Source organism: Pseudomonas sp. DD1, assembly GCF_044510355.1.
Classification (GTDB): domain Bacteria; phylum Pseudomonadota; class Gammaproteobacteria; order Pseudomonadales; family Pseudomonadaceae; genus Aquipseudomonas; species Aquipseudomonas shahriarae.
This window is the reverse complement of the sequence record NZ_MSAJ01000017.1, coordinates 1-24,659: the sequence shown is the minus strand read 5'-3', so window position 1 is coordinate 24,659 and position 24,659 is coordinate 1. Positions and strand designations below refer to the sequence as shown.

22 protein-coding genes are annotated in these 24,659 nt (G+C 60.0%); 11 read left to right on the top strand and 11 right to left on the bottom strand.

Annotated elements, in window-relative coordinates; genetic code table 11:
- Positions 1-3: 3 nt before the first annotated feature.
- Entirely contained in the window at positions 4-282 is a 279-nt protein-coding gene (rpsT, locus tag PSFL_RS13005) for a 30S ribosomal protein S20 (RefSeq protein WP_003215870.1), read from the top strand.
- 191 nt (positions 283-473) lie between these two features.
- Here the strand turns inward: rpsT and PSFL_RS13000 are convergent, their stop codons facing one another.
- The 5 genes from PSFL_RS13000 to rplU form a co-directional block, all read right to left on the bottom strand.
- A complete protein-coding gene (locus tag PSFL_RS13000; RefSeq protein ID WP_038443485.1) occupies positions 474-938 on the bottom strand; it encodes a CreA family protein in 465 nt (154 codons plus the stop codon).
- Between the two features lie 13 nt (positions 939-951).
- Positions 952-2,070, bottom strand: coding sequence for a glutamate 5-kinase (proB, locus tag PSFL_RS12995; RefSeq protein ID WP_057441105.1), 1,119 nt, complete (start codon positions 2,068-2,070; stop codon positions 952-954).
- Between the two features lie 123 nt (positions 2,071-2,193).
- Positions 2,194-3,417 (bottom strand): Obg family GTPase CgtA, encoded by a 1,224-nt coding sequence (cgtA, locus tag PSFL_RS12990; protein ID WP_057441108.1) that lies wholly within the window; start codon positions 3,415-3,417, stop codon positions 2,194-2,196.
- Positions 3,418-3,611: 194 nt separating this feature from the next.
- Positions 3,612-3,869, bottom strand: coding sequence for a 50S ribosomal protein L27 (gene rpmA, locus PSFL_RS12985; RefSeq protein ID WP_029292052.1), 258 nt, complete (start codon positions 3,867-3,869; stop codon positions 3,612-3,614).
- Between the two features lie 34 nt (positions 3,870-3,903).
- Positions 3,904-4,218, bottom strand: coding sequence for a 50S ribosomal protein L21 (rplU, locus tag PSFL_RS12980; RefSeq protein WP_003176051.1), 315 nt, complete (start codon positions 4,216-4,218; stop codon positions 3,904-3,906).
- Positions 4,219-4,457: 239 nt separating this feature from the next.
- On the opposite strand from rplU, the gene PSFL_RS12975 reads away from it, so the two are divergent.
- From PSFL_RS12975 to PSFL_RS12965, 3 genes are all read left to right on the top strand, one after another.
- The gene (locus PSFL_RS12975; RefSeq protein ID WP_032861875.1) at positions 4,458-5,426 is read left to right on the top strand and encodes a polyprenyl synthetase family protein; all 969 of its coding nucleotides are present in this window, start codon (positions 4,458-4,460) and stop codon (positions 5,424-5,426) included.
- 173 nt (positions 5,427-5,599) lie between these two features.
- On the top strand, positions 5,600-5,941 hold the full coding sequence (locus tag PSFL_RS12970) for a zinc ribbon domain-containing protein YjdM (RefSeq protein ID WP_115129038.1): 342 nt from the start codon (positions 5,600-5,602) through the stop codon (positions 5,939-5,941).
- Between the two features lie 193 nt (positions 5,942-6,134).
- The gene (locus tag PSFL_RS12965) at positions 6,135-6,392 is read left to right on the top strand and encodes a hypothetical protein (RefSeq protein ID WP_038443494.1); all 258 of its coding nucleotides are present in this window, start codon (positions 6,135-6,137) and stop codon (positions 6,390-6,392) included.
- A 105-nt stretch (positions 6,393-6,497) separates the two neighbouring features.
- Here the strand turns inward: PSFL_RS12965 and PSFL_RS12960 are convergent, their stop codons facing one another.
- Positions 6,498-7,115, bottom strand: a complete 618-nt coding sequence (locus tag PSFL_RS12960) for an FKBP-type peptidyl-prolyl cis-trans isomerase (protein WP_038443496.1) — start codon at positions 7,113-7,115, stop codon at positions 6,498-6,500.
- A 147-nt stretch (positions 7,116-7,262) separates the two neighbouring features.
- Positions 7,263-7,751 carry a TIGR00645 family protein gene (locus PSFL_RS12955; RefSeq protein WP_057441112.1) on the bottom strand — a complete coding sequence of 163 codons (489 nt, stop codon included), beginning with the start codon at positions 7,749-7,751 and terminating at the stop codon, positions 7,263-7,265.
- Positions 7,752-7,915: 164 nt separating this feature from the next.
- On the opposite strand from PSFL_RS12955, the gene PSFL_RS12950 reads away from it, so the two are divergent.
- Positions 7,916-9,736: a hypothetical protein gene (locus PSFL_RS12950; protein WP_170059350.1), complete on the top strand. Its 1,821-nt coding sequence runs from the start codon at positions 7,916-7,918 to the stop codon at positions 9,734-9,736.
- Positions 9,737-9,744: 8 nt separating this feature from the next.
- On the opposite strand, the gene PSFL_RS12945 is transcribed toward PSFL_RS12950, so the two are convergent.
- Both PSFL_RS12945 and PSFL_RS12940 read right to left on the bottom strand, forming a co-directional pair.
- Positions 9,745-10,065 carry a hypothetical protein gene (locus PSFL_RS12945; RefSeq protein WP_057441113.1) on the bottom strand — a complete coding sequence of 107 codons (321 nt, stop codon included), beginning with the start codon at positions 10,063-10,065 and terminating at the stop codon, positions 9,745-9,747.
- 215 nt (positions 10,066-10,280) lie between these two features.
- Positions 10,281-12,719, bottom strand: a complete 2,439-nt coding sequence (locus tag PSFL_RS12940) for a Lon protease family protein (RefSeq protein WP_115129040.1) — start codon at positions 12,717-12,719, stop codon at positions 10,281-10,283.
- Between the two features lie 265 nt (positions 12,720-12,984).
- Here PSFL_RS12940 and PSFL_RS12935 point away from each other — a divergent pair, with 265 nt between their 5' ends.
- The 4 genes from PSFL_RS12935 (at position 12,985) to PSFL_RS12920 (ending at position 16,354) form a co-directional block, all read left to right on the top strand.
- Positions 12,985-13,473, top strand: a complete 489-nt coding sequence (locus tag PSFL_RS12935; RefSeq protein ID WP_057441118.1) for a DUF3015 domain-containing protein — start codon at positions 12,985-12,987, stop codon at positions 13,471-13,473.
- A gap of 94 nt (positions 13,474-13,567) precedes the next feature.
- Entirely contained in the window at positions 13,568-15,421 is a 1,854-nt protein-coding gene (locus tag PSFL_RS12930; RefSeq protein ID WP_169959792.1) for a DUF4105 domain-containing protein, read from the top strand.
- Positions 15,422-15,580: 159 nt separating this feature from the next.
- Entirely contained in the window at positions 15,581-15,883 is a 303-nt protein-coding gene (locus PSFL_RS12925) for a chorismate mutase (RefSeq protein WP_169959793.1), read from the top strand.
- Positions 15,884-15,997: 114 nt separating this feature from the next.
- Positions 15,998-16,354 (top strand): hypothetical protein, encoded by a 357-nt coding sequence (locus PSFL_RS12920; protein WP_057441124.1) that lies wholly within the window; start codon positions 15,998-16,000, stop codon positions 16,352-16,354.
- A gap of 69 nt (positions 16,355-16,423) precedes the next feature.
- On the opposite strand, the gene gdhA is transcribed toward PSFL_RS12920, so the two are convergent.
- Together gdhA and ettA are read right to left on the bottom strand one after the other, a co-directional pair.
- Complete coding sequence (gene gdhA, locus PSFL_RS12915) at positions 16,424-17,761, bottom strand: NADP-specific glutamate dehydrogenase (RefSeq protein WP_057441126.1); 1,338 nt, start codon at positions 17,759-17,761, stop codon at positions 16,424-16,426.
- 268 nt (positions 17,762-18,029) lie between these two features.
- A complete protein-coding gene (gene ettA, locus PSFL_RS12910; RefSeq protein WP_029292090.1) occupies positions 18,030-19,694 on the bottom strand; it encodes an energy-dependent translational throttle protein EttA in 1,665 nt (554 codons plus the stop codon).
- 253 nt (positions 19,695-19,947) lie between these two features.
- Between ettA and PSFL_RS12905 the strand changes: the two genes are divergently transcribed.
- Together PSFL_RS12905 and PSFL_RS12900 are read left to right on the top strand one after the other, a co-directional pair.
- Positions 19,948-20,559 carry a LysE family translocator gene (locus PSFL_RS12905; protein ID WP_057444398.1) on the top strand — a complete coding sequence of 204 codons (612 nt, stop codon included), beginning with the start codon at positions 19,948-19,950 and terminating at the stop codon, positions 20,557-20,559.
- Positions 20,560-20,674: 115 nt separating this feature from the next.
- The gene (locus tag PSFL_RS12900; RefSeq protein WP_115129041.1) at positions 20,675-24,526 is read left to right on the top strand and encodes a bifunctional diguanylate cyclase/phosphodiesterase; all 3,852 of its coding nucleotides are present in this window, start codon (positions 20,675-20,677) and stop codon (positions 24,524-24,526) included.
- Positions 24,527-24,659: the final 133 nt, after the last annotated feature.

Below are 24,659 nucleotides of genomic sequence, written 5' to 3'. Positions count from 1 at the left end.
ACGGTGGCCAACACACCTTCCGCCAAAAAACGTGCAAAACAGGCTGAGAAGCGTCGCAGCCACAACGCCAGCCTGCGTTCCATGGTTCGTACCTACATCAAGAATGTAGTTAAGGCCATTGACGCAAAAGACGCTGAAAAAGCTCAAGCTGCTTACGTTCTGGCCGTGCCAGTTATCGACCGTATGGCCGATAAAGGCATCATCCACAAGAACAAAGCTGCTCGCCATAAAGGTCGTCTGAATGGCCACATCAAGGCTCTGAACCTTGCTGCTGCAGCCTAAGCGATAAGCTTGTTAAAAAACCGACCCCAGGGTCGGTTTTTTATTGCCTACGATTTATGCCGCCTCCCAAAAACAAATGTGGGAGCCGGCTTGCCTGCGACAGGTACATAACATCCAACATTGAAGTCGACTGTTAAACCGCTATCGCAGGCAAGCCAGCGCCCACATAAAGCAGAGCGGAGCTGCCAGGCTTATTGCGCGCCAGGCCACGGCAGGATCGGAATCGCCGTCACCGCATTCTGCGGGCTGCCTTCGATCAGACGGTCGCTGTAGACCAGGTACACCAGGGTATTGCGCTTCTTGTCGAGGAAACGCACCACCTGCATGGTCTTGAACACCAGCGAGGTGCGCTCCTTGAACACCTCATCACCATCCTTGAGCTCGCCCTTGAAGCGAATCGGCCCCACCTGACGACAGGCAATGGATGCCTCGGCGCGATCCTCGGCCAAGCCCAGACCACCCTTCACCCCACCCGTCTTGGCGCGAGACAGGTAGCAAGTCACGCCATCTACCTTGGGATCATCAAAAGCCTCGACCACGATCCGATCATTGGGGCCGACAAACTTGAACACGGTCGACACCTGGCCAATCTCTTCGGCCGAAGCCAGCAGCGGCATCGCCATCAGCAGCCCCAGCAACCCCTTCATTACGCGCATCGCAATTTTCCCTTTAGACCAGAATCAGGTTATCGCGGTGAACCAGTTCCGGCTCAGCCATGTAACCCAACAGACCGACAATCGACTCAGACGACTGCCCAATGATTTTCTGCGCCTCAAGGGCACTGTAGTTGGCCAGCCCACGGGCAATCTCACGACCGTCCGGCGCGACACACACCACCATTTCACCGCGCCGGAAGCTACCCTGGACCAGCTTGACGCCTACCGGCAACAAGCTCTTGTTGCCCTGGGACAGCGCCGACACCGCGCCTGCATCCAGCACCAGGGTGCCACGGGTCTGCAGATGGCCAGCCAGCCACTGCTTACGCGCCGCCAGCATGCCACGCTCGGGCGACAGCAATGTGCCGATGCGTTCGCCTGCCTTGAGGCGATCCAGCACGCGCTCCAGGCGCCCGCCGACGATGATGGTATGGGCACCGGAACGGGCCGCCAGGCGCGCCGCGCGTAGCTTGGTCTGCATGCCACCACGCCCCAATGCACCACCGACACTGCCCGCCACCGCATCGAGCGCCGGATCATCGGCCCGCGCTTCGTAAATCAGCTGAGCGTCAGGATTGTTGCGCGGATCGGCGTCAAACATGCCATCGCGATCCGTGAGTATCACCAGCAGGTCAGCCTCCACCAGGTTGGCCACCAGGGCCGCCAGGGTGTCGTTATCGCCAAAGCGGATTTCGTCGGTCACCACGGTGTCGTTCTCGTTGATCACCGGGATCACCTTGAGCTCGACCAGGGCACGCAAGGTGCTACGGGCATTGAGGTAGCGCTTGCGGTCGGACAGATCGTCATGGGTCAGCAGAATCTGCGCGGTATGGCGGCCGTGCTCGGCAAAACTGGATTCCCAGGCCTGCACCAACCCCATCTGACCAATCGCAGCAGCGGCCTGCAACTCATGCATCGCGCTGGGTCGCGCGGTCCAGCCAAGGCGGCTCATCCCGGCGGCAACCGCCCCGGACGACACCAGCACCAACTCGACACCTGCCTCATGCAAGGCCACCATCTGTTCAACCCAGACGCTCATGGCTGCACGATCCAGCCCCTTGCCATCCGCCGTCAGCAGCGCACTCCCGATCTTTACGACCCAGCGTTGCGCACCCGTCACTTTGCTCCGCATCATCTTCAACCTTAGATTGAGGGCCACGCGACCCAGCGCCGCCCATAACGTTATTCGTGACTACCGATTTCCAGATACTAAAACGCCGCTCGATTGAGCGGCGCTTAAGTTTATCGCAACAGATCAGTCACGCACGTAAATGATTTCTGGACCATCTTCATCATCCACATCTTCCTCGTCCCAATCATCGTCACCGATGTCATGGACCGACTTGACGCCACTGCGACGCAGGGCACGCTGATCATCCAGCGCCTGCAACTGGGCACGCGCCTCGTCTTCGATACGCTGGTCGAGGTCAGCCAATTCAGCCTTGTAGGCCGGGTCGGCAGCCAGGCGATCAGCACGATCTTCCAGGTAACGCATGATGTCGCGGGTCAAACGCTCAGTGCCTTCTTTGGCAATGGCGGAGATCACGTAGACCGGACCTTCCCACTGCAGGCGGTCAACGATTTCCTTGACCCGCTCTTCGTGCTCTTCCTCGAGGATCTGGTCGCACTTGTTCAGCACCAGCCAACGATCACGCTCAGCCAGGGACGGACTGAACTTGGTCAATTCGTTGACGATCACTTCAGCCGCGTCCGGCGCACTGGTTTCATCCAGCGGCGCCATGTCGACAAGGTGCAGCAACAGACGGGTACGGGACAAGTGCTTGAGGAAGCGAATACCCAGACCCGCGCCATCGGAAGCACCTTCGATCAGGCCCGGAATATCCGCGATCACGAAGCTCTTCCAGCGATCGACGCTGACCACACCCAGGTTTGGCACCAGGGTGGTGAACGGGTAATCCGCAACTTTCGGCTTAGCGGCCGACACCGAGCGAATGAAGGTACTTTTGCCCGCGTTTGGCAGACCCAGCAGGCCCACATCCGCCAGCACTTTCATTTCCAGCTTCAGGTCACGCTGCTCGCCCGGCTTGCCCGGCGTGGTCTGGCGCGGCGCACGGTTGGTACTGGACTTGAATCGGGTGTTACCCAGACCGTGCCAGCCACCCTGCACAACCATCAGTTTCTGGCCGGCCTTGGTCAGGTCGCCAATCACTTCCTGGGTGGCAGAGTCGATGATCGTGGTGCCGACCGGTACACGCAGCACCAGATCCTCACCCTTTTTACCGGTGCAGTCAGTGCTGCCGCCGTTGGAGCCGCGCTCGGCATCGAAGTGCCGGGTGTAACGGTAGTCCACCAGGGTATTGAGGTTTTCGTCGGCCATCATGTAGATGGAACCGCCATCACCACCGTCGCCGCCGTTCGGGCCACCGTTTTCGATGAACTTTTCGCGACGGAAACTCATGCAACCATTGCCGCCGTCGCCAGCTTTTACTCGGATCGAAACTTCATCAACGAACTTCATAACAAAACGCCTCTCGCCGCACGGACGAGCTTAAGAAACCAAGACATAAGACTCTTGCAAAAATGAGCGCAGCAACCTCAATCAGCGACCGCAAATCCCGCTGCCTTCGCCCACCACAAACAGCTTTGCAAGAGACTCACCCCACAAACGAAAAAGCCCCGTCGCAAGACAGGGCTTTTCCAGCGAGCTCGCAATTAAGCCGAGACAACGCTCACGTAACGGCGGTTGAACGCGCCTTTTACTTCAAACTTGATCACGCCTTCGATTTTCGCGAAGAGGGTGTGATCTTTACCCATGCCTACACCGTAACCGGCGTGGAATTGGGTGCCGCGCTGACGCACGATGATGTTGCCCGGAATGATTTTCTGGCCGCCATACATCTTAACGCCAAGGCGTTTGGCTTCTGAGTCGCGACCGTTACGGGTACTACCACCAGCTTTTTTGTGTGCCATGAGTCAATTCTCCTAGTGAGGAATTAGGCTGAAATTAAGCCTGAATACCGGTGATTTTGATCTCGGTGTACCACTGGCGGTGGCCCATACGCTTCATGTGGTGCTTACGACGACGGAACTTGATGATGCGGACTTTATCGTGACGACCTTGGGAGATCACTTCAGCCACAACGGTAGCGCCAGCAACAACTGGAGCGCCGATGTTCACGTCATCGCCATTGGCGACCAACAGAACGCGATCAAAAGTAACGGATTCGCCGGTAGCGATTTCCAGTTTTTCGATCTTCAGGTATTCACCTGGGGCGACCTTGTATTGCTTGCCACCAGTAACAATTACTGCGTACGACATGGTATTTCTCCGATAATCCTGCTCACCCAGCGCTTTATAAGAAGAGGTATTGGCTGGCATGGCTGCATGGGATGGACGTCCCGAATGCAATTGCGTAAGGCAGGTGCTGCCCAGGAAGTTCAGGGTGCGCGATTGTACGCAAGCTGTGGAAGGCTTGCAAGTAGCCGTCTATCGCGCCTTGACACCCAGGGGCGCGGGTCCTAGCATGCCGCGCAACCCTTCTGGAGCGACTGTCGCTGATGCAACCCCAAGCTTTCTACCGCGCGGTGGCGGACGATTTTAGCGCCGTCGACGGCATCATCAAGAAGCAGCTGACTTCTAAAGTGCCGCTGGTCTCCAAAATTGGCGACTACATTACTTCGGCCGGCGGTAAACGCCTGCGTCCTTTATTAGTGCTGCTGTGTGGCAAGGCCCTGGGCCGCGAAGGCGATGACCTGCGCCTGCTGGCCGCCACTATCGAGTTCCTGCACACCGCCACCCTGCTGCACGACGACGTGGTCGACATGTCTGGCATGCGCCGGGGTCGCGAGACCGCCAATGCCATGTGGGGCAACGCGCCCAGCGTGCTGGTGGGTGATTTCCTGTATTCGCGCTCGTTCGAAATGATGGTCGAGCTGGGCTCGATGCCGGTGATGAAGATCCTGTCCCAGGCCACGCGCATCATCGCCGAAGGCGAAGTGCTGCAACTGTCCAAGGTACGCGACGCCAGCACCACCGAAGAAACCTACATGGAAGTGATTCGCGGCAAGACCGCGATGCTCTTCGAAGCCTCGACCCACAGCGCCGCCGCCCTATGCGAGGCGACCGCCGAACAGGCCGAAGCCCTGCGCACCTTTGGCGATCACCTGGGCGTGGCCTTCCAGTTGGTGGATGACCTGCTCGATTATCGCGGCGACGCCGAAACCCTGGGCAAGAACGTCGGTGACGACCTGGCCGAAGGCAAGCCGACCCTGCCACTGATCTACACCATGCGCGAAGGCACCCCGGAACAAGCGGCACTGGTGCGCAAGGCGATCCAGAAAGGCGGCATCGAAGACCTGGAAAGCATCCGCGCCGCCGTGGAAGCCTCGGGCTCGCTCGACTACACCGCACAACTGGCCCGTGACTACGTGGCCCGCGCCATCAAATGCCTGGAAGCCCTTCCAGCCAGCGAATACCGGGATGCCCTGGTGGAGCTGAGTGAGTTTGCGGTAGCCCGTACTCACTAACGCTCTGTGGGAGCTGGCTTGCCTGCGATAGCATCACCTCGCTACAGCTGATAGACCGAGGTGCCTACATCGCAGGCAAGCCAGCTTCCACATTTAGACCGCATCGCCCCTCCCCCCGACAAAACCCTATATAATGTGCGACTTTTAGCCATCCTGACTTTCAAGGAGCTTTAGTGAGCACGTTGCCACCCTGCCCAAAATGCAATTCCGAATACACCTACGAAGACGGCGCCCAGCTGATCTGCCCGGAATGCGCCCATGAGTGGTCCGCCGGTGGTGAAGCCGAAACAACCAGCGATGAAACCGTAAAAAAAGACTCTGTTGGTAACGTCCTGCAAGACGGCGACACCATCACCGTGATCAAGGACCTCAAGGTCAAGGGCACCTCGCTGGTGGTCAAGGTCGGCACCAAGGTCAAGAACATCCGCCTGTGCGATGGCGACCACGATATCGACTGCAAGATCGACGGTATCGGCCCGATGAAGCTCAAGTCCGAGTTCGTCCGCAAGGTCTGACCGGCCTGCCCCCCATCCCGCGCCTGACGCGGGATGGCGTTTCACCCTCCCCCCATGCCCCCCAGTAGCAAAAGGCCAGCTCTGTTGACCTTGCACAATGTCCACTCCGAAAAACCAGGAAATTGCCAATAGGCACTTGCTATTCTACGAATAAGAATTATTCTCATTGAAACCCTTCAAGGAGATGCGACCCATGACTTATTTGATTGATGCCTGGCTGGACCGTCCGCACCCTTACCTGCGGATCCTTCATCGGGAAACCGGCGAAGTGTGTGCGGTGCTGGAAGAAGAAGCGCTGAATGAACTGCAGGACCAGGGCGACCTGGACGTCAACGGCCTGAGTTCCAGTGAGCCTGGAGTGCTGAAGGAGGTGGTGAGGAATCTGTTTCTGTTCTGCTATGCCCGAGCGTTGCGCCCGGTGACGGAGCTCAATGGCAAGTTTCACCCATGAGCCACCACCCGCTTTATGTGGGAACTGGCTTGCTCGCGATGCAGGCAAGCCAGCCCCCACACAAGCCCGGCCCTATAGAGAGCCAGGCGTAACCTGCAGCGGGTCTTACAGAACGTCGAGCAGCTCGACGTCAAATACCAGAACGCTGTGCGGCGGGATGCTGCCAACGCCTTGTGCGCCGTAAGCCAGTTCGCTCGGCACGTACAGGCGCCATTTGCTGCCGGCATTCATCAGTTGCAGGGCTTCGGTCCAGCCAGCGATCACGCCGCCGACCGGGAATTCTGCCGGCTGACCACGCTCGTAGGAACTGTCGAACACAGTGCCGTCGATCAGGGTGCCATGGTAGTGGGTACGCACCTGGTCTTCACGGGTCGGCTTGGCGCCGTCACCAGCGGTCAGCACTTCAAATTGCAGGCCGGAAGCCAGGGTGGTGATGCCGTCACGCTTGGCGTTTTCAGCCAGGAAAGCCAGGCCAGCACCCGCGGCCGCTTCAGCCTTGGCGGCTGCTTCGGCTTGCATGATGTCGCGGATCACTTTGAAGCTGGCAGCCATTTGTTCTTGGTCAACACGGCTTGGCTTGCCGCCGAACGCGTCGGTCAGGCCGGCCAGGATCGCGTCCAGGCTGACGCCCGGTGGCGGGTTGTCGCGCAGTTGGTCACCCAACTGACGGCCAATGCCGTAGCTGACGCGGGTTTCGTCGGTGGACAGATTGACTTCGGACATGGAAAGGCTCCGCTGTAGGACAACCCCAAGATCCTGCAAAAGCGCAGTTTCTTGCGTGTCATCCAAACTAAAAGGGCGAGCAGACTAGCACACTCGCCCTACGCTTGATCAGCCCAAAATCCCAGGCAAACAGGCGCCCGGCGCGGATCAATGCTTGGTGAGTTTATCCAGGTAGCCCATGGCAAACGCCGAGATCACGAAGGTCATGTGAATGATCACGTACCACATCAGGTGCTGTGGATCGACATTCTTGGCATCCATGAAGATACGCAGCAGGTGGATCGAGGAAATCGCCACGATGGAGGCCGCCACTTTCATCTTCAGCGACGAAGAGTCCATGGTGCCCAGCCAGTTGAGCTTTTCCTTGTTGTCGTCGATATCCAGTTGCGAGACGAAATTCTCGTAGCCGGAGATCATCACCATCACCAGCAAGCCACCCACCAGGGCCATGTCGATCAACGACAGCAGCACCAGGATCAGCTCCGACTCGGCCATCGCAAAGACATTGGGCAGCAGATGGATCACTTCCTGGAAGAATTTCAGCGCCAACGCCAGCAGCCCGAGGGACAAGCCGAAATAGATCGGCGCCAGCAGCCAGCGGGAGGCGTACATTGCATTTTCGATAAAGCGTTCCATGGAATCTCACACAGCTTGGCTAGAAATGGCGGCGAGTATATCAGCCGCGCACATCGCGCCATAACCACCCGGAAACTGACCTGTAGCGCTTCTGTAAGACAATTTTTCTGCTAGTGTCGGCCCCATCAACGTGGCTCGATGCTGCCGGACAGGAATCTCAAATAATGGATGTGCGATCTCCCTTGGCCAGTCTTGGCCTGTGTGTGGCATTGCTGGCGGCCAGCGGCTGCTCCCCCAGCGACGAGCACAAGCAAGCCACTCTCGAAGAAAAAACCGCCCAGTTCGAACAGTCCCTGGATACCATCCAGGATCCCCGCCTCAAAGAGGCCGTAGGCGAACTGGGCGGCTCGCTGCTGCTACTGGAGCGGGCGCGCATCAAGCTCGACACCAAGCCTGTCGAGACCGAGTACGGGGAAAACGCCCTGGCCGTGCTTGCCCACTACCCTACCCCGCAAGCCCTGGTAGATACCTACATCAACGGGCTGTTTGTCCTGCGCAAGAACTCGCACTCGGACTACCTGACCGATCTGCAACCGGTGTTCCCGTTCAGTTTCAATATGCCGGACCAATTCCCCTTCCCCCATGGCCTGGAATGGCAGTCGGTGACCCTGAGCAACAACAAGGTCATCCCGTTCCAGCCGGAATGGTCGGAAACCGACCCCGGCATTCAGTTGAGCCCCAGCAGCTCCAACCTGACCAATCCGGACGACCTGACCGTGACCTATCCGTTCATCGAAGGTATCGAGACGGACAACAAGAGCCAGCCGCAGCCTGTCATGCTCAAAGGCCAGGTCGAGGTGATTGCCCCGAGTAAAGTCCTGGCCTTCGACCTGACCCGCCAGGACGTGGGCCAGAAACGCACTCAGGAAAACATCACGCTGACCCTGCTGGCCCTGGAAAACAACTACGCAGAGATCGAGCTGAGCAACACCAGCCCCCTGGCGCCACAAGTGGCGGATGAATCACCCAACCCGCTGCTGGTCCAGGCCCGGGACACCACGGGGCAGTTTCTTTCCCGCTCCGGCTCGATCAACGAAAGTGCCGCCCAGGTCGCCTTCTACGAGCAGCAACTGGCACAGATGCGCAAGCAGAACACCTGGTCCGAGGCCTTTGAGAAACAGTTGGAAGACGCGCAAAAAGCCTTTGAACAAAAGCAGGCCAGCCACTACGCCAAGGTCTACTTCAATGGGGTGATCGATACGCTGCAGGTCAACGTGCTGGATTTCTCCGACGCGACAGTCACCCATAAGGATCTGGAGCTGCCTGTACGGCGCTTCGACAAGAACAGCCTGGAAAAGACCGTCCAGGGCCTGCCCATGCCGGTCACCGTGTATGACGACCAAGCTGCGGACTGGCTCAAAAGTGCCACGCTCTCCGAAGACCAGCTCAAAAGCAGCATCACCATCAGCCAGTCAGTGGAGGACGCCAGCGCCGCCCACATCACCTTCGACCACCCTTTCACCTTCAATGACGACCTGGTCGGCTCGACACGCACCAGCAGCGACGCCCCGCTGACGTTCTTTACCGCAGATGATGAAGGCAACCGCGGGGAACCCATCGAGTTGCCCACCGAAGCCTTTGAAGTCGACCCATGGCGCGGCGCCATCACCTACGATCTCAATTTATTCCCGGAAACCCCGGCCTATGCGGTGGGATCCATCCCGCTGTTCCTGGCCACGATCGAAAAAAACACCCTCGACACCACGCACTTGCCCAAGGGCCTGTTGCTGAAAGATAACGCCCTGATCGTCGACCAGGCGCTGTTCCCTTCCGACAGCTGGCGGTTCTTTGCCAAGGACGCCAGCGGCAACTACCTGAAGGAAATCCTAGGCGTCAGCCACCGCGCCGAGGAATACGGCACCGCACTGTTTGACGTGCATTACTTTTATGGCCAGCCGACCGTGCTTGAAACCTACCAGCGCACTGCGCTGAACACGCTGCAATACGGCTTTGAGGTCAAGCTGGACAAGCCCGAGACCAAATAAGCCGTGGGCTAGAGGTGAACCGCATGAACCCGCCCGCCATTGAGCTGGCGCAGGTGTGCCTGCAGGTGCAGGCACCATATCTGCGGATCGTCGGCCAGTTCATAGCCGTGCAGGGTCAGGCTTTGCACGATGGAATCCAGCATATTTTCTGCGACGAACGGCCCAGGGAAGGGCCCCTGGGACTTGATGGTCGAGGGCTGCTCGCCGGTCATTCCGGCGGCAAACAGCAACGTCCACATCCCGGTATCCCCCGCAAGAGGGCGAATGGAACATTCAATTCGGGTGACCAGGCCCAGGCACTGGCGAGTGAGGCAAAGGCTGCGCGGCATGGCGGCGACCCTCGGTAGATCCGGTGTTCAGCCTCCAGACACAAGGCTGTCTCTATCCCATGACCCCTGTAGCTATCCCTAGAGCTGAGAATAGAAGAAAACCGGTACAAACCAAGGCCGTAGGGACCAACGGCGGTTGGTCCCGAAAAACCCAGTCAAAATCATGACACGCTGTCTGTAGGGGCGAGCAAGCTCGCGCACCTACAGTGGAAACCTCAGCTTGGCTTGGCTGCGGCCAACGCCTGCTGCGCCAGCTCCTTTTCCGCCTCCTTGAGGTCTTCTTCGCTGATCATCTCGGCAATGGCCCGCAGACGCTCAACCACGCGGGCATTGACGCTGCCCTCGGGGAATTGCCCTTCGGCATCCGGCTCACCGGCAGGCTCGCCCACCAACAGGCTCAAGGCTTCGTCGGCCTGGCGCACGGCATACACGTGGAACTGCCCTTGTCTTACCGCCTGCAAGACCTTCTCGTCGAGCATCAACGTCGCGACGTTGGCCTGGGGAATGATCGCACCCTGCTCCCCGGTCAAACCACGGGCCTCGCACAGGCGGAAGAAACCTTCGATCTTCTCGTTGACCCCACCCACCGCCTGCACTTCGCCGAACTGGTTGATCGAGCCGGTGATGGCAAAGCACTGCTTGAGCGGCGTCTTCGACAGTGCCGAAATCAGCGTGCAGGCCTCGCCCAACGAGGCGCTGTCGCCATCGACATAACCGTAGGATTGCTCCAGGGCGATACTTGCGGAGATCGCCAGGGGGAATTCCTGGGCATAACGGCTGCCCAGGTAACCGGTGAGGATCATCACGCCCTTGGAGTGGATCGGCTGGCCGAGGTTGACCTCGCGCTCGATATCGACGATGCCGCTGCCGCCGGGGTACACCGTGGCGGAAATCCGCGCAGGCACACCGAACGCCGAATCACCGACCTCCAGCACGGTCAGCCCGTTGCATTTGCCCACTGCGGCACCCGCCGTGTCGATGAGGATGACCCCGGCGAGCATGTCGTCGAGAATCCGCGCCGAGACCCGCCCGGTGCGCGTGGCCTTGGCTTTCAGTGCACGCTCGATATGCCCGGCGTCGGTGCGTTCGTCGCCCGCCAGGTGGCGGATGAAGTCCGCCTCGCTGACCAGTTGGAACAGGTCGCCGATCCGCGCCGACAAGCGCGCCTGGTGCTCCGCCAGACGAGCGCTGTAGGTCGCCAGCCGCGCCACGGCATCCGAGGTCAGCGGCGCCATGCCTTCTTCCGAGGTGCGGGTTTTGAGCAACTGGGCGAATTGCTCCAGGCTCTCATCGACCATCGGGATATCTTCATCGAAATCCACCAGCACCCGGAACATCTCCTGGAAGTCCGGATCCAGGTCTTGCAGGGTGTAGTACAGCGAACGGGCGCCGATAATGATGACCTTGACCTGCAACGGGATCACTTGCGGGTTGAGGGTCACAGTGGCCAGGCGGCCCAACTCGCCCAGGGGCGACTCCATCTTCAGCTTGCGCGATTGCAGGGCTCGCTTGAGCGCATCCCAGACAAATGGCTCGCTGAGCATCTTCTCGGCTTCGAGGATCAGGAAACCACCGTTGGCGCGGTGCAACGCCCCCGGGCGCAGCTGCCGATAGGTGGTGTAAAGCGCGCCCTGGTCAGTGCTGTATTCGATACGGCCAAACAGGTTGTCGTAGGTCGGGTGCGGTTCGAACACCACCGGCGCCCCACCATTGAGCGGATGGCCTACCACCAGGCTCGGGCAGTACTGCTCTTCGAGCAACTTGCGCGCCTGGGCGTCGGTTTTCGCGTCATCCACCAGCAGCTCGACCACGGTCTTGAGCAGATAGACCTGCATGGCTTGCAGGTAGCCGCACACCCCGGCGTTCTCGGCGTACTTTTCCGACAACGGCGCCAGCAACGGCTGCAAGGCCAGGGTGATGGTCTCTTCGTTGAAATGGCGCATCTGGTTGTTGGACTCGCGCTTCCACTGCGGCAAGCTGGCGAGTTCTTCGTTGAGGCGCTCTTCCAACGCGGAAATATCCGTGTGGAAACGCTCGCGGTCGGCTTCCGGCAACTGCGAGAACTCGGCCTCGTCCAGGGCCTTGCCATCGAGCATCGGGGTAAACGCGATGTTGGTGCTATCACGGTACAGCGCCACGTCCTTTTCCAGGGCCAGGCGCTCGATCACATCCAGGGCACGGTCGTAGCGCTGGTTGAAGGCACGGTCGATGGCACTTTTGCGCTGTTGATACGTTGGGTGCTCGAACACTGCCGGAAAGGTGGCGACGAGGTTGTCGATCAGGCCACTGATATCGGCGATAAAGGGCGCCGCACCGCCCGCAGGCAACTCCAGGGCGCGGGGCTCGCGAGGCTCGTCGAAGTTATTGACGTAGACCCAGTCTGCCGGGGTCTGCAGGCGCTTGCCTTCGGCCTTGAGGTAGCGTTTGACGAACGAGAAACGGCCGGTACCGGGCTCGCCCATGACAAATACGTTGTAACCGGGGCGCGGCATGGCCACACCGAACTGCAAGGCTTCAACCGCGCGTTCCTGGCCAAGCACACCGCGAAAGGGCTCCAAATCATTGGTGGTCGAGAAGCTGAACTGTTCAGCGGAGAAAGGACGGGTCAGCGCTTCGGGCGCTAGACGCAAGCTGGCAGCAACAGGATCAGGCATCGGGCTTCCTTACATCAGGCGGGGCAATGGCGGCATTCTGGCGCCGTGCGTAGCCGGCTGGCAAGGCACGACTGAGGTAAAGCATAGACACGGGATGCCGCCTGCAAAAAAACCAGTCTGCATTGATTGTTTTACAAAAAACCACGGAACCCTTGGAACATGCCTAAACTCCAAACTGCGCGGGTTGGACTAATAACTGGCCCCTAGGGTGCTTTGCGGCGCCTGAACCCTTGTCCATTGGTTTGCACACTAAGAGAACAAAGCTATGAAACGGATCCTTCTCGGTACTCTCTTCACCGTTGTCTCCCTCAATGCAATGGCCGAAGCGCCAGGTGGCCCGAACTGTGGTTGGGGCAACATGTTGTTCGAAGGCCAGCGCGGCACGCCGGCTCACTTCCTCGCTTCCACCACCAACGGCACCTCCGGTAACGCCACCTTCGGCATGACCTCGGGCACCAACGGTTGCAGCACCAACAGCGCGCTGACTTACGGCGGCAAATCGTGGATTGCCATGAATGGCATGATGAACGAGCTGTCCGAAGACATGGCCAAAGGCAATGGCGAAGCTCTGACCACCTATGCCGTGGTCCTGGGCGTTGCTCCAGAAGATCGTGATCACTTCGCCGCTGTGACTCACGAGCACTTCCAGCAGATCTTCAGCAAGGCTGACGTGACCGCAGAAGACGTGCATTCCAACACCCTGGCAATCCTCAAAGGCGATGCCCGCCTGGCGAAATACGCCACCCAGGCTTAAGCTCGACCTGCCCGCGCCCTTACCCGGCGCGGGTTTTATTTTTTGGACCTGCCCCTTTCTTGGGTCTTTATTTATTCCGACTTAAGTTGCCCCTATGCTCAAACGCCTTGCCAGCCTGGCACTCTTCGCCTGCGCCCCGCTATATGCGGCGCCGCACCTTGATGATCAACGTTTGCAGCACCTGGCCAATGATCCGTTCTGGCTCTCGCTGGGGCACTACGAAGCCGGCAAGCTCAAAGGCTGGCGCAGCTATGTCAGCGACGCGAAATTCTTCCTCGCCAAAGACGGCGCGCACCACCCGGACGCCGAACTCAAGGCCACCGTCGACGCGCTCTACGCACCGGCCAGCCTCGGCGAAAAACATGCTCAATGCGTGTATCCGGCCCGCACCCGCTGGCTCAAGGACCAGTTGCACCTGACCGACCTGCCCGCCGTGGACTGCGTCGAATTCAAGCAATGGTTCAAGGATGTCGCGCCCCACAGCGCGGTGATGATCTTCCCCGCGGCCTATCTCAACAGCCCGTCGTCGATGTTCGGCCATACCTTGCTGCGTATCGACCAGGCTGACGTGCAAAGCAACAAGACCGCGTTGCTCAGCTACGCGATCAACTTCGGCGCCTACATTGAAGGTTCGGACAACAGCATCCTCTACGCCTGGAAAGGCCTGATGGGTGGTTATCCCGGCCTGTTCGCCCTGGTGCCCTACCAGGAAAAACTCTCGGAATACCGTAGCCTGGAGAACCGCGACCTGTGGGAATACCGCCTGAACCTGACCCAGGTCGAGACCGAGCGCATGGTCGAGCATGTGTGGGAACTCAAGCAGATCCAGTTCGACTACTTCTTCTTCGATGAAAACTGCTCGTACCGCCTGCTGGAATTGCTGCAAGTGGCCCGCCCCGGCCTGCGCCTGACCGAACAGTTCCCGCTGACCGCCATCCCCACCGACACCGTGAAAGCGGTGAAGGACGCGGGCCTGGTGGAAAAGATCGACTACCGTCCGTCCCGCGAACGCGAATTGCTGGAGCGCGCCAAGCCCCTGGACAGTGACGAGCAGCAATGGGTGCTAAAGATCAGCGATGACCAGAAGCAGCTGCAAGACCCGACATTCAAAGCCCTCGGCAAAGACCGCCAGGCCCTGATCATCGACGCCGCCTACCGCCTGGGCCGCTATCGTGCCAACGGCCTGGAACGCGACAGCGAACGCTCCCAGCGCAGCTTCGAGTTGTTGCGGGCGATCAACCAGAACCCGGCGCCCGACCTGCAGATCGAGCGCCCCGGCCTGCCGGAGAACGGCCATGAGTCACGTACCTGGCAGGCCGGTATCGGCACCCGTGGCGACAAGGCCTTCGCTGAGTACGGCCTGCGCATGGCCTACCACGACCTCAACGACAACGCCGAAGGCTTCCCCCTGGGCGCGCAGATCGAGATCCTGCAAATGAAACTGCGCCAGTACGAAGGCAACAACTGGCAATTGCAGCAATTGGACCTGGCGACCATCCGTTCCCTGACTCCGCGCAATGAGCTGCTGCAGCCGTTGTCCTGGCAGGTCACCGGCGGCCTGGAACGGGTACCGGGCAAACATGACGACGAAACCCTGGTCAGCCATGTCAACGGCGGCGCCGGCGGCACCTGGCAACTGCACGACGACATGCTCGGCTTCGCCCTCGGCACGGTACGTGTGGAACATAACAACGACTTCAGCGAATTCATCTCCCCTGCGGCCGGCTTTAATACCGGCCTGCTGTGGAAAAACCCACTGGGCAACCTGAGCCTGGAGGCCAAGGGCGACTTTTTCACCAATGGCGAGGTAAGGCGTAGTATCAGCCTGAATCAGCAGTGGGAAGTATCACGCAACCTGGGTGTGCGCCTGAGTGCACAACGGGAGTTCAGCCACTTGGCAACGCCGGTGAACGAAGTGATGCTTGAAGTGAAGTGGTATCACTACTGACCGGCCCCAACGCCTATTGAAGATCCAATGTGGGAGCGGGCTTGCCCGCGATAGGGGTGTGTCAGTCGCTGTGGATATGACTGATCCACCGCCATCGCGGGCAAGCCCGCTCCCACATTGGGCCCGCGTTTATCCCGCACCTTAAGGAGTTTTTACGACATGGCCGTTACCTGCACCACCCTTGAACAAGTCCGGGAAAACATCGACCGTCTTGATCGACAGATCGTCGCCCTGCTGGCCGAACGCGGCAGCTTCGTGTCCCAGGCCGCCGGTTTCAAAAAAGACAGCGATGGGGTCAAGGCCCCTCAGCGCGTCGAACAGGTCATCAGCAAGGTTCGCGATTTAGCGCAGACCCTGGACGCCAACCCCGACGTCACTGAGCAGGTGTACCGCGCGATGATTGGCGCATTCATCCAGCAGGAACTGGCCGAACACGCCGCTCTCGCGCAACCCACCACATAAGCCCCTGTGGCGAGTAAGCCGCCCAAACACATTACTCACCCGCTTTTCACATCTCCCCGACGAATCCCCTTCTAGACTTCCCTTATCAGCCGCTTAACGGCCTGGGAGTATGAGATGTGGCGGTTCGCCGTAATGCTGGGGGTGGTGATGGCGCTTTCAGGCTGCCAGTCCACCCGCGATGAGTTGCTGGCCAAGGGTTATCCACCGCCCTTCGCCGACGGGTTTGACGATGGCTGTAGCAGTGGGCGCCAGGCGGCCGGGGTGATCACCGGGACGTTTCGCAAGGACGTCCCGCGCTATTTGAAAGACCGCGCCTACGCCGAAGGTTGGGAAGATGGCTTTCGCCAGTGCAAGGCCATGCGTGAGAGCGAAGACCGCGATGAGTATAGGGAACGCCATTGGGACGAGCGCGAGCGCGCCTGGCAGCAGGAGAAGGACCGCGACGCCGCACGGGCGTATCGCAGCCAGTAACACCACCCAGAACGAATGTGGGAGCTGCAAGCCCCCACAATTGATTCTCGGTGGCGCTCAGGTCGCAGCCTAGACGATGCCCTGCGCCAGCATTGCATCCGCCACTTTCACAAAACCGGCGATGTTCGCGCCTTTCACGTAGTTGATCCGGCCGTTTTCTTCGCCGTAGTGCACACAGGCATGGTGGATCGACTGCATGATGTTATGCAGCTTGCTGTCCACTTCACCGGCGGTCCACAGCAGACGCATGGCATTTTGGGACATTTCCAGGCCACTCACTGCCACGCCGCCGGCATTCGATGCCTTGCCCGGCGCGAACAGGATACCGGCGTCGATAAAGATATCCACAGCCTCCAGGGTCGTCGGCATATTGGCGCCTTCGGCCACGCAGATGCAGCCGTTGCGCAGCAGAGCGCTGGCGGCTTCGGCGTCCAGTTCGTTCTGGGTCGCACAGGGCAGGGCGATGTCGCATGCCAGTTCCCATGGGGTCTTGCCGGCGCGGAATTCCAGGCCAAAACGCGAGGCCAACTCGCTGATGCGCCCGCGCTGCACGTTTTTCAGCTCCAGCAGCGCCGACCATTGTTCCTCGGTCAAACCAGTCTCGCAGTACAGGGTGCCTTCGGAGTCGGACAGGGAGATCACCTTGCCGCCCAGGTCCATGACTTTGCGTGCCGCGTATTGCGCCACGTTGCCGGAGCCAGAGACTGCCACGCGCTTGCCTTCAACCCGCTGGCCCTGGCGCTTGAGCATCTCTTCGGCGAAGTACACGCAACCAAAGCCGGTGGCTTCCGGGCGGATCAGGCTGCCGCCGTAGCTCATGCCCTTGCCGGTGAACACCGAGGTGAATTGGTTGCTCAGGCGCTTGTACTGGCCAAACAGGAAACCGATTTCCCGGGCGCCCACGCCGATATCGCCGGCAGGGACGTCCACGTCTGCACCGATATGACGGTACAGCTCACTCATGAACGACTGGCAGAACCGCATGACTTCGGCGTCGCTCTTGCCCTTGGGGTCAAAGTCCGAGCCGCCCTTGCCGCCGCCCATGGGCAGCGAGGTCAGGGAGTTTTTGAAGGTCTGCTCGAAGGCGAGGAATTTCAGCACCCCCAGGTTGACCGAGGGGTGGAAGCGCAGGCCGCCTTTGTAAGGGCCGATGGCGCTGTTCATCTGGATACGGAAGCCGCGATTGACCTGGACCTTGCCCTGGTCATCAACCCACGAGACCCGGAAGGTAATCGCGCGTTCCGGCTCGCAGATGCGCTCCAGAATGCCCGAAGTCAGGTAGTGGGGATTGGCCTCAAGAAACGGCCACAGGCTGCGTAGGACTTCTTCCACAGCCTGGTGGAATTCCGGCTGGTCCGGGTCGCGTTTTTTGAGGCGGGCAAGGAAGGATTCGACGGATTCGATCATGAAAAGTCTCGGCAGATTTATTGTCATTAATGGCGATTTGCCCAGGACTTTATCAATTCGCGCCGCACCGTGACAGGGCAAAATGTCGCCTTTGTGAATTTAAATGGTGCAATAGATATAAATAACCCTGATTTTCTGCCCCTTAACAGGGATTTCAACGCGAGCTATGCACCAATAGTTAAACCGCTAATGCAGGCACCTCGGGCCACCTCAATTGTGCAAAAAAAAACGGAGCCCGAAGGCTCCGTTTTGTTCAAACCAACCCGAATCAGGCCAGTTTTTTATGCCGTACACGATGCGGCTGGGCAGCAGCTTCGCCCAGGCGCTTCTTGCGATCGGCTTCGTACTCGGTGTAGTTGCCTTCGAAGAACACCGCTTGCGAGTCGTCTTCGTACGCCAGGATGTGTGTTGCCACGCGGTCCAGGAACCACCGATCGTGAGAGATCACAATCGCGGCGCCCGGGAAGTCCAGCAGGGCTTCTTCCAGGGAACGCAGGGTTTCAACGTCGAGGTCGTTGGACGGTTCGTCGAGCAGCAGGACGTTGCCGCCCTCCTTCAGGGTCAGGGCCAGGTGCAAGCGCCCGCGCTCACCACCGGACAGGTCCTTGACGAACTTCTGCTGGTCGCCACCCTTGAAGTTGAAACGGCCAACGTAGGTGCGCGACGGGATTTCATAGTTGCCGATACGGATCTGGTCGGAACCGTCGGAAATCTGCTGGAACACCGTTTTGCTGCCGTCGAGGTCTTCACGGCTCTGGTCCACGCAGGCCAACTGCACGGTTTCGCCGACTTCAATGGTGCCCGAATCCGGTTGTTCCTTGCCCATCAGCATGCGGAACAGCGTGGATTTACCCGCACCGTTACCCCCGATCACGCCGACGATGGCGCCTTTAGGCATGGAGAACGACAGGTTGTCGATCAGCACGCGATCGCCATAGCCTTTGCAGACGTTCTTGAACTCGATGACCTTGTCACCCAGGCGCGGACCGGCCGGGATGTAGATTTCGTTGGTCTCGCTGCGCTTCTGGAACTCCTGGGACTGCATTTCCTCGAAGCGTTGCAGACGGGCCTTGGATTTCGACTGACGAGCCTTGGCGCCTTTGCGCACCCACTCCAGTTCGTCCTTCATGGCCTTTTCATGGGCCGACTGCTGCTTGGATTCGGCCGCCAGACGGTCGGACTTGGCTTCCAGCCAGCCGGAGTAGTTACCCTCGTAAGGGATACCGGCGCCGCGGTCGAGTTCCAGGATCCAGCCCGCGACGTTGTCCAGGAAGTACCGGTCGTGCGTGATCGCGACCACGGTGCCCGGGAAGTCATGGAGGAAGTGTTCCAGCCAGGCCACGGAGTCAGCGTCCAGGTGGTTGGTTGGTTCGTCGAGCAGCAGCATGTCGGGGGCCGACAGCAGCAGGCGGCACAGGGCCACGCGGCGCTTTTCACCACCGGACAGGTGCTCGACCTTGGCGTCCCAGGCCGGCAGGCGCAGCGCATCGGCGGCGACTTCCAGCTGGCGCTCCAGGTTGTGACCGTCGCCAGCCTGCAGGATGGCTTCGAGCTTGGCCTGTTCGGCGGCCAGTTTGTCGAAGTCGGCATCCGGCTCGGCGTAGGCCGCGTAGACTTCGTCCAGGCGGGCCTGGGCGTCCTTGATCACGCTGACGGCTTCCTCGACCACTTCACGCACGGTCTTGGACGGGTCCAGGATCGGCTCTTGCGGCAGGTAACCGATGTTCAGTTCGGGCATTGGGCGGGCTTCGCCTTCGAACTCGGTGTCGACGCCGGCCATGATTTTCAGCAGCGTGGACTTACCCGAACCGTTAAGGCCGAGTACGCCGATCTTGGCGCCCGGGAAGAAGGACAGCGAAATGTTTTTCAGGATTTCCCGCTTCGGTGGAACAACTTTGCCCAACCGATGCATGGTGAAAACGTATTGAGCCAAAATGTGGACCTCGTAAAAAGATGAGAACAGGGCCTGCGTAGCGTCATGGCGCTGTACGTAGCACATCGAATGATCAAGGTTAACCTAAGTCAGCGACGGCGGGCAGATTGACAGGCGCTTTTGAGCCGCGCTTTTTCCTGCTGCGGGCCAGATGGAACACAATACCCGGCAACATCCCCCTGATGAAGAAGACACATGCCACCTGCATTCTGGACCACGCCTTACCCCCTAACTGTCCCGGGAGACAGCTTCGATGCTTAACGTCATGTCTGCACTTGGGCTATTGCTCTTGATGCCGGGGCCGACCAATACCCTGCTATTGCGCTCGGGCGTGCTCTCGGGTTTCAGGCGGGCCTGGACCCTGAGCCTGCTGGAGTGCCTGGCCTACCTGCTGCAGATCTCTTTTTGGGGCTACGCCCTCAGCCATATTGGCGCCAATGCGCCCTGGTGCCTGAAGGTGATGCAGTTCGTCTCTATTTGTTACCTGGTCAAGACCTCATACGACCTGTGGCGCGAGCCCGCCGTCGACCTGTCCCTGCTGCCCGGAGCGCGGGTGTCGAGGTGGCACTTCTTTTTACTGACGCTGATCAACCCCAAGGGTTTGCTGGTGGTTTCGTTCATCGTGCCGGTGCAGACCTTTGCCGATCTGGCCTTATATGGGCAGTTCGTCATGCAATTCACCGCAGTGGTGATCCCAGTGGGCTGCGCCTGGGTGCTGTTCGGCGCACGCATCAAACGCAGCGGGCATGCCTGGCTGACGCCGCAGAACATAAACCGCACCGCTTCTGTGGTTATTAGTTGCTTTGCACTGGCCATTCTATTCAAACTGGCGGATGGCTTGATCAGTACTGGCCCGCCGCTGTAGTCCTGCCAGGCGGGGCTGGCACTTTGCCACAACTCAAGGCATGCTAGCCGCCCTTCGGGCGTCCGGCTTATAGTGCACGTCGCGCGCCAATCCAGCCAAACCGCAGGATCACAGCTTGACCAACGTAACAAAGCCGAGCCCGTTGCGCGCAGCCCATATTGCGCCGGGCGCCCCCCTGCACGGCCCCCTCAAGGGCGCATTGGCGACGCTGGTCCTGTTGCTGCTCGCACTATTGTTCTGGCAACTGCTGGATCAATTGCAGCAGAACCAGAAGGACCAACAGCAATACACCATCAACTACAGCGCCGACCTGGCCGAACAGATCAGCCTGAACATGGCCCTGAGCGCGCAAATCGCCCTCAACCTGCTGCCGATCGTCGAACCGCCACGCAATGAAGAACAACACCAGGCCCTGATGCGCAGCTTGCAACGCTCGTTACCGGAACTGCGCAGCGTTGCCCTGCTCGCCCCCAGCGGCGCGATCCTCAGTGACTCCGCCGATAACAGCCAGGACAGTGCCTGGCTCGAAGAACTGGTCAAGCGCAGCCATGCGCAGTCCTATTATTTGAGCAATAACGGCGACGGCTCCATCATCTACCTGCTGCTGCACCAGCCCAGCGGCGGCGCCAAGATGTACTGGGTGTTGCGCCTGGCTCCCAATTACCTGGCCAACCTGACGCGCCAGGACGGCCAGGGCTCACGCCCGATGTGGGCAATTGAAAACCAGGTGAACCACCGGGTTGTCAGCCGTGACAGCGGCATGCCCAGCCAGTGGTCGGCCGGGCTGACCCCCGAAGAGCTGAATAAAACCGTACTGGTCACCCCTTTGAGCAAAAGCGACTGGCAACTGCGCGGGCTGTTTGATCGCGCCGCTGTGCTGGAGCAACTGCTGCCGGCGTTTATCGGCAAATGCCTGCTGGGCCTGGCCTTTTCGCTGATCCCGGTGCTGGTGCTGCTGAACATGCGGCGGCGCCAGCGCCAGGTCAATGAAGGCCGGCGCCGCTATCAGGATATTTTCGACGGCACCGGTGTGGCCTTGTGCGTGCTCGACCTGTCGGGCCTGCGCGGTTTCTTCGACAAAGCCCAGTTGCACACCCGCGAGCAATTGCAGGAGTGGCTGCACAACAGCCCCGAGCAACGCCAGCAATTGCTCAAGGAACTGCGCATCACCGAGGTCAACCAGGTCGCCGTGCGCCTGCTGAACGTGGCGTCCTGCGAACAGGCCTGGGAACGCTTGATCGACGGTTGCCCGCTGAACACCAGCGCCATCGGCTACGCAGTGCTTGAAGCGGTGCTGATCCAGCACAAACAGCTGGAGCTGGAGATTCAACTCAGCGACATCGAGGGCAACGACCAGTACCTGTGGCTGGTCATGCGCCTGCCGGAAGAACAGCACGACTATAAGGCGGTGATCCTCAGCATCAGTGATATCACCAGCCGCAAACTGGTGGAACTGTCGCTGGTGGAGCGCGAAGCGTTCTGGTCGGACGTGGTGCGTACCGTGCCGGACCACCTGTATGTGCAGGATGTGATCAGCCAGCGCATGATCTTCAGCAACCACCACCTGGGCCACACCCTGGGCTACAACAAACACGAACTGCAGCAGATGGGCGAGTACTTCTGGGAGATCCTGCTGCACCCCGAAGACGCCGAGAGCTATCACGACCTGCGCCAGCAACAACGCGCCGCCGGGTACCTGGCGCAGTTGCAATGCCAGTTGCGCTTTCGCCACCGCAACAACCAATGGCGGCGCTTCGAGATCCGCGAACAGGCCCTGGCACGGGACAAGACCGACCAGGTCACGCGGATTATCGGGGTGGCCAAGGACATTACCGACCAGATCGAGGCCAGCGAATCCCTGCGCGACAGCGAGCAGCGCTACCGCATGCTGGCCGAAAGCATCAGCGACGTGATTTTCTCCACCGACAGCAAGCTGGCCCTCAACTACGTCAGCCCGTCGGTAAATGCGGTGCTGGGCTATGAAGTCGACTGGATCTTCAAGAACGGCTGGCAATCGACCATCGCCAACCCGCAGCAACTGACCGGCATCTACACCCTGGTGGAGCGGGTCAGCCGCGCCCTCGACCAGCCCGAAGCCCTGGCCCTGTTGCGCGACGATGTGCAGACCCAGCTGTTCCTGTTCGATTGCCTGCGGGCCGACGGGCGCAAGGTGCCGATCGAACTGCGCCTGGTACTGGTGTGGGACGAGCACGGTGCGTTCGAAGGCATTCTCGGCGTGGGCCGCGATATCAGCCAGCAACGCCGCGCCGAGAAAGACCTGCGCATGGCGGCCACGGTATTCGAGCACTCCACCTCGGCGATCCTGATCACCGACCCGGCCGGCTATATCGTGCAGGCCAACGAAGCCTTCAGCCGGGTCAGCGGTTATGCCGTGGCCGATGTGCTCGACCAACTGCCGAACATGCTCACCGTCGACGAACAGCAGGAAGCCCACCTGCGCTATGTGCTCAAGCAACTGCACCAGCACAGCACCTGGGAAGGCGAAGTGTGGCTCAAGCGCCGCAGCGGCGAGCACTACCCGGCCTGGGTCGGCATTACCGCTGTGCTCGATGACGAGGGCGACCTGGCCAGCTATGTGTGCTTCTTCAGCGACATCAGCGAGCGCAAGGCCAGCGAACAACGCATCCACCGCCTGGCCTACTACGACGCCCTGACCCACCTGCCCAACCGCACGCTGTTCCAGGACCGCCTGCACACCGCGTTGCAGTCGGCCGAACGACAAAAGTCGTGGGTGGTACTGATGTTCCTCGACCTCGACCGCTTCAAACCGATCAACGACTCCCTGGGCCACGCCGCCGGCGATCGCATGCTCAAGGAAATGGCGACCCGCCTGCTTGGCTGTGTGGCCGAGGACGACACGGTGGCGCGTATGGGCGGTGACGAGTTCACTTTGCTCCTGCAACCCCGGGTCAGCCGCGAAATGGCGCTGAACCGGGCGATTCATGTGGCCGAACAGATCCTCGCCAGCCTGGTGAAGCCGTTTGTGCTGGAAGGCCGCGAGTTTTTTGTCACCGCCAGTATCGGTATCGCCCTGAGCCCTCAGGACGGCAACGAACTGAGCCAGTTGATGAAAAACGCCGACACGGCGATGTACCACGCCAAGGAACGCGGCAAGAACAACTTCCAGTTCTACCAGGCCGACATGAACGCCAGCGCCCTGGAGCGCCTGGAACTGGAAAGCGACCTGCGCCATGCCCTGGACCAGAACGAATTCGTGCTCTATTACCAGCCGCAGTTCAGTGGCGATGGCAAACGTTTGACTGGCGCCGAAGCCCTGCTGCGCTGGCGTCACCCACGCCGTGGCCTGGTGCCACCGGGGGATTTCATTCCGGTCCTGGAAGAGTTGGGCCTGGTGGTGGACGTGGGCGACTGGGTGATCGACGAGGCGTGCCGCCAACTCAAGACCTGGCACCAGAACAAGGTGCGAGTGCCCAAGGTCTCGGTGAATATTTCGGCGCGGCAGTTCTCCGACGGGCAGTTGGGCACGCGGATCGCCACCATCCTCAAGGAAACCGGCCTGCCGCCGGCGTGCCTGGAGCTGGAGTTGACCGAAAGCATCCTGATGCGCGAGGTCAACGAGGCCCTGCAGATCCTTGCCAGCCTGAAAAACCTCGGCCTGAGCATCGCTGTGGACGACTTCGGCACCGGCTACTCATCGCTCAATTACCTCAAGCAATTCCCCATCGACGTGCTGAAGATCGACCGCACTTTCGTCGACGGCCTGCCGTCCGGCGAACAGGATGCGCAGATCGCCCGGGCAATCATCGCCATGGCCCACAGCCTGAACCTGGCGGTGATCGCCGAAGGCGTGGAAACCCATGAGCAACTGGACTTCCTGCGCGAGCATGGCTGCGACGAGGTGCAGGGCTACCTGTTCGGGCGGCCGATGCCGGCCAATCGGTTTGAGGCGCAGTTCAGTAACGACGCCCTTTTCATGTTTGACTGAGGTTTTGCGAAGGGGCCATCAAATACGCCATCCATCTCTGGATGAACGCCACTTGTCCGCGACATGATGTCCTTTCATATGCCATCTAAAACCCATTGGGTTAGAATGCCCCTCTTTTCTGCCCCCGATCCTT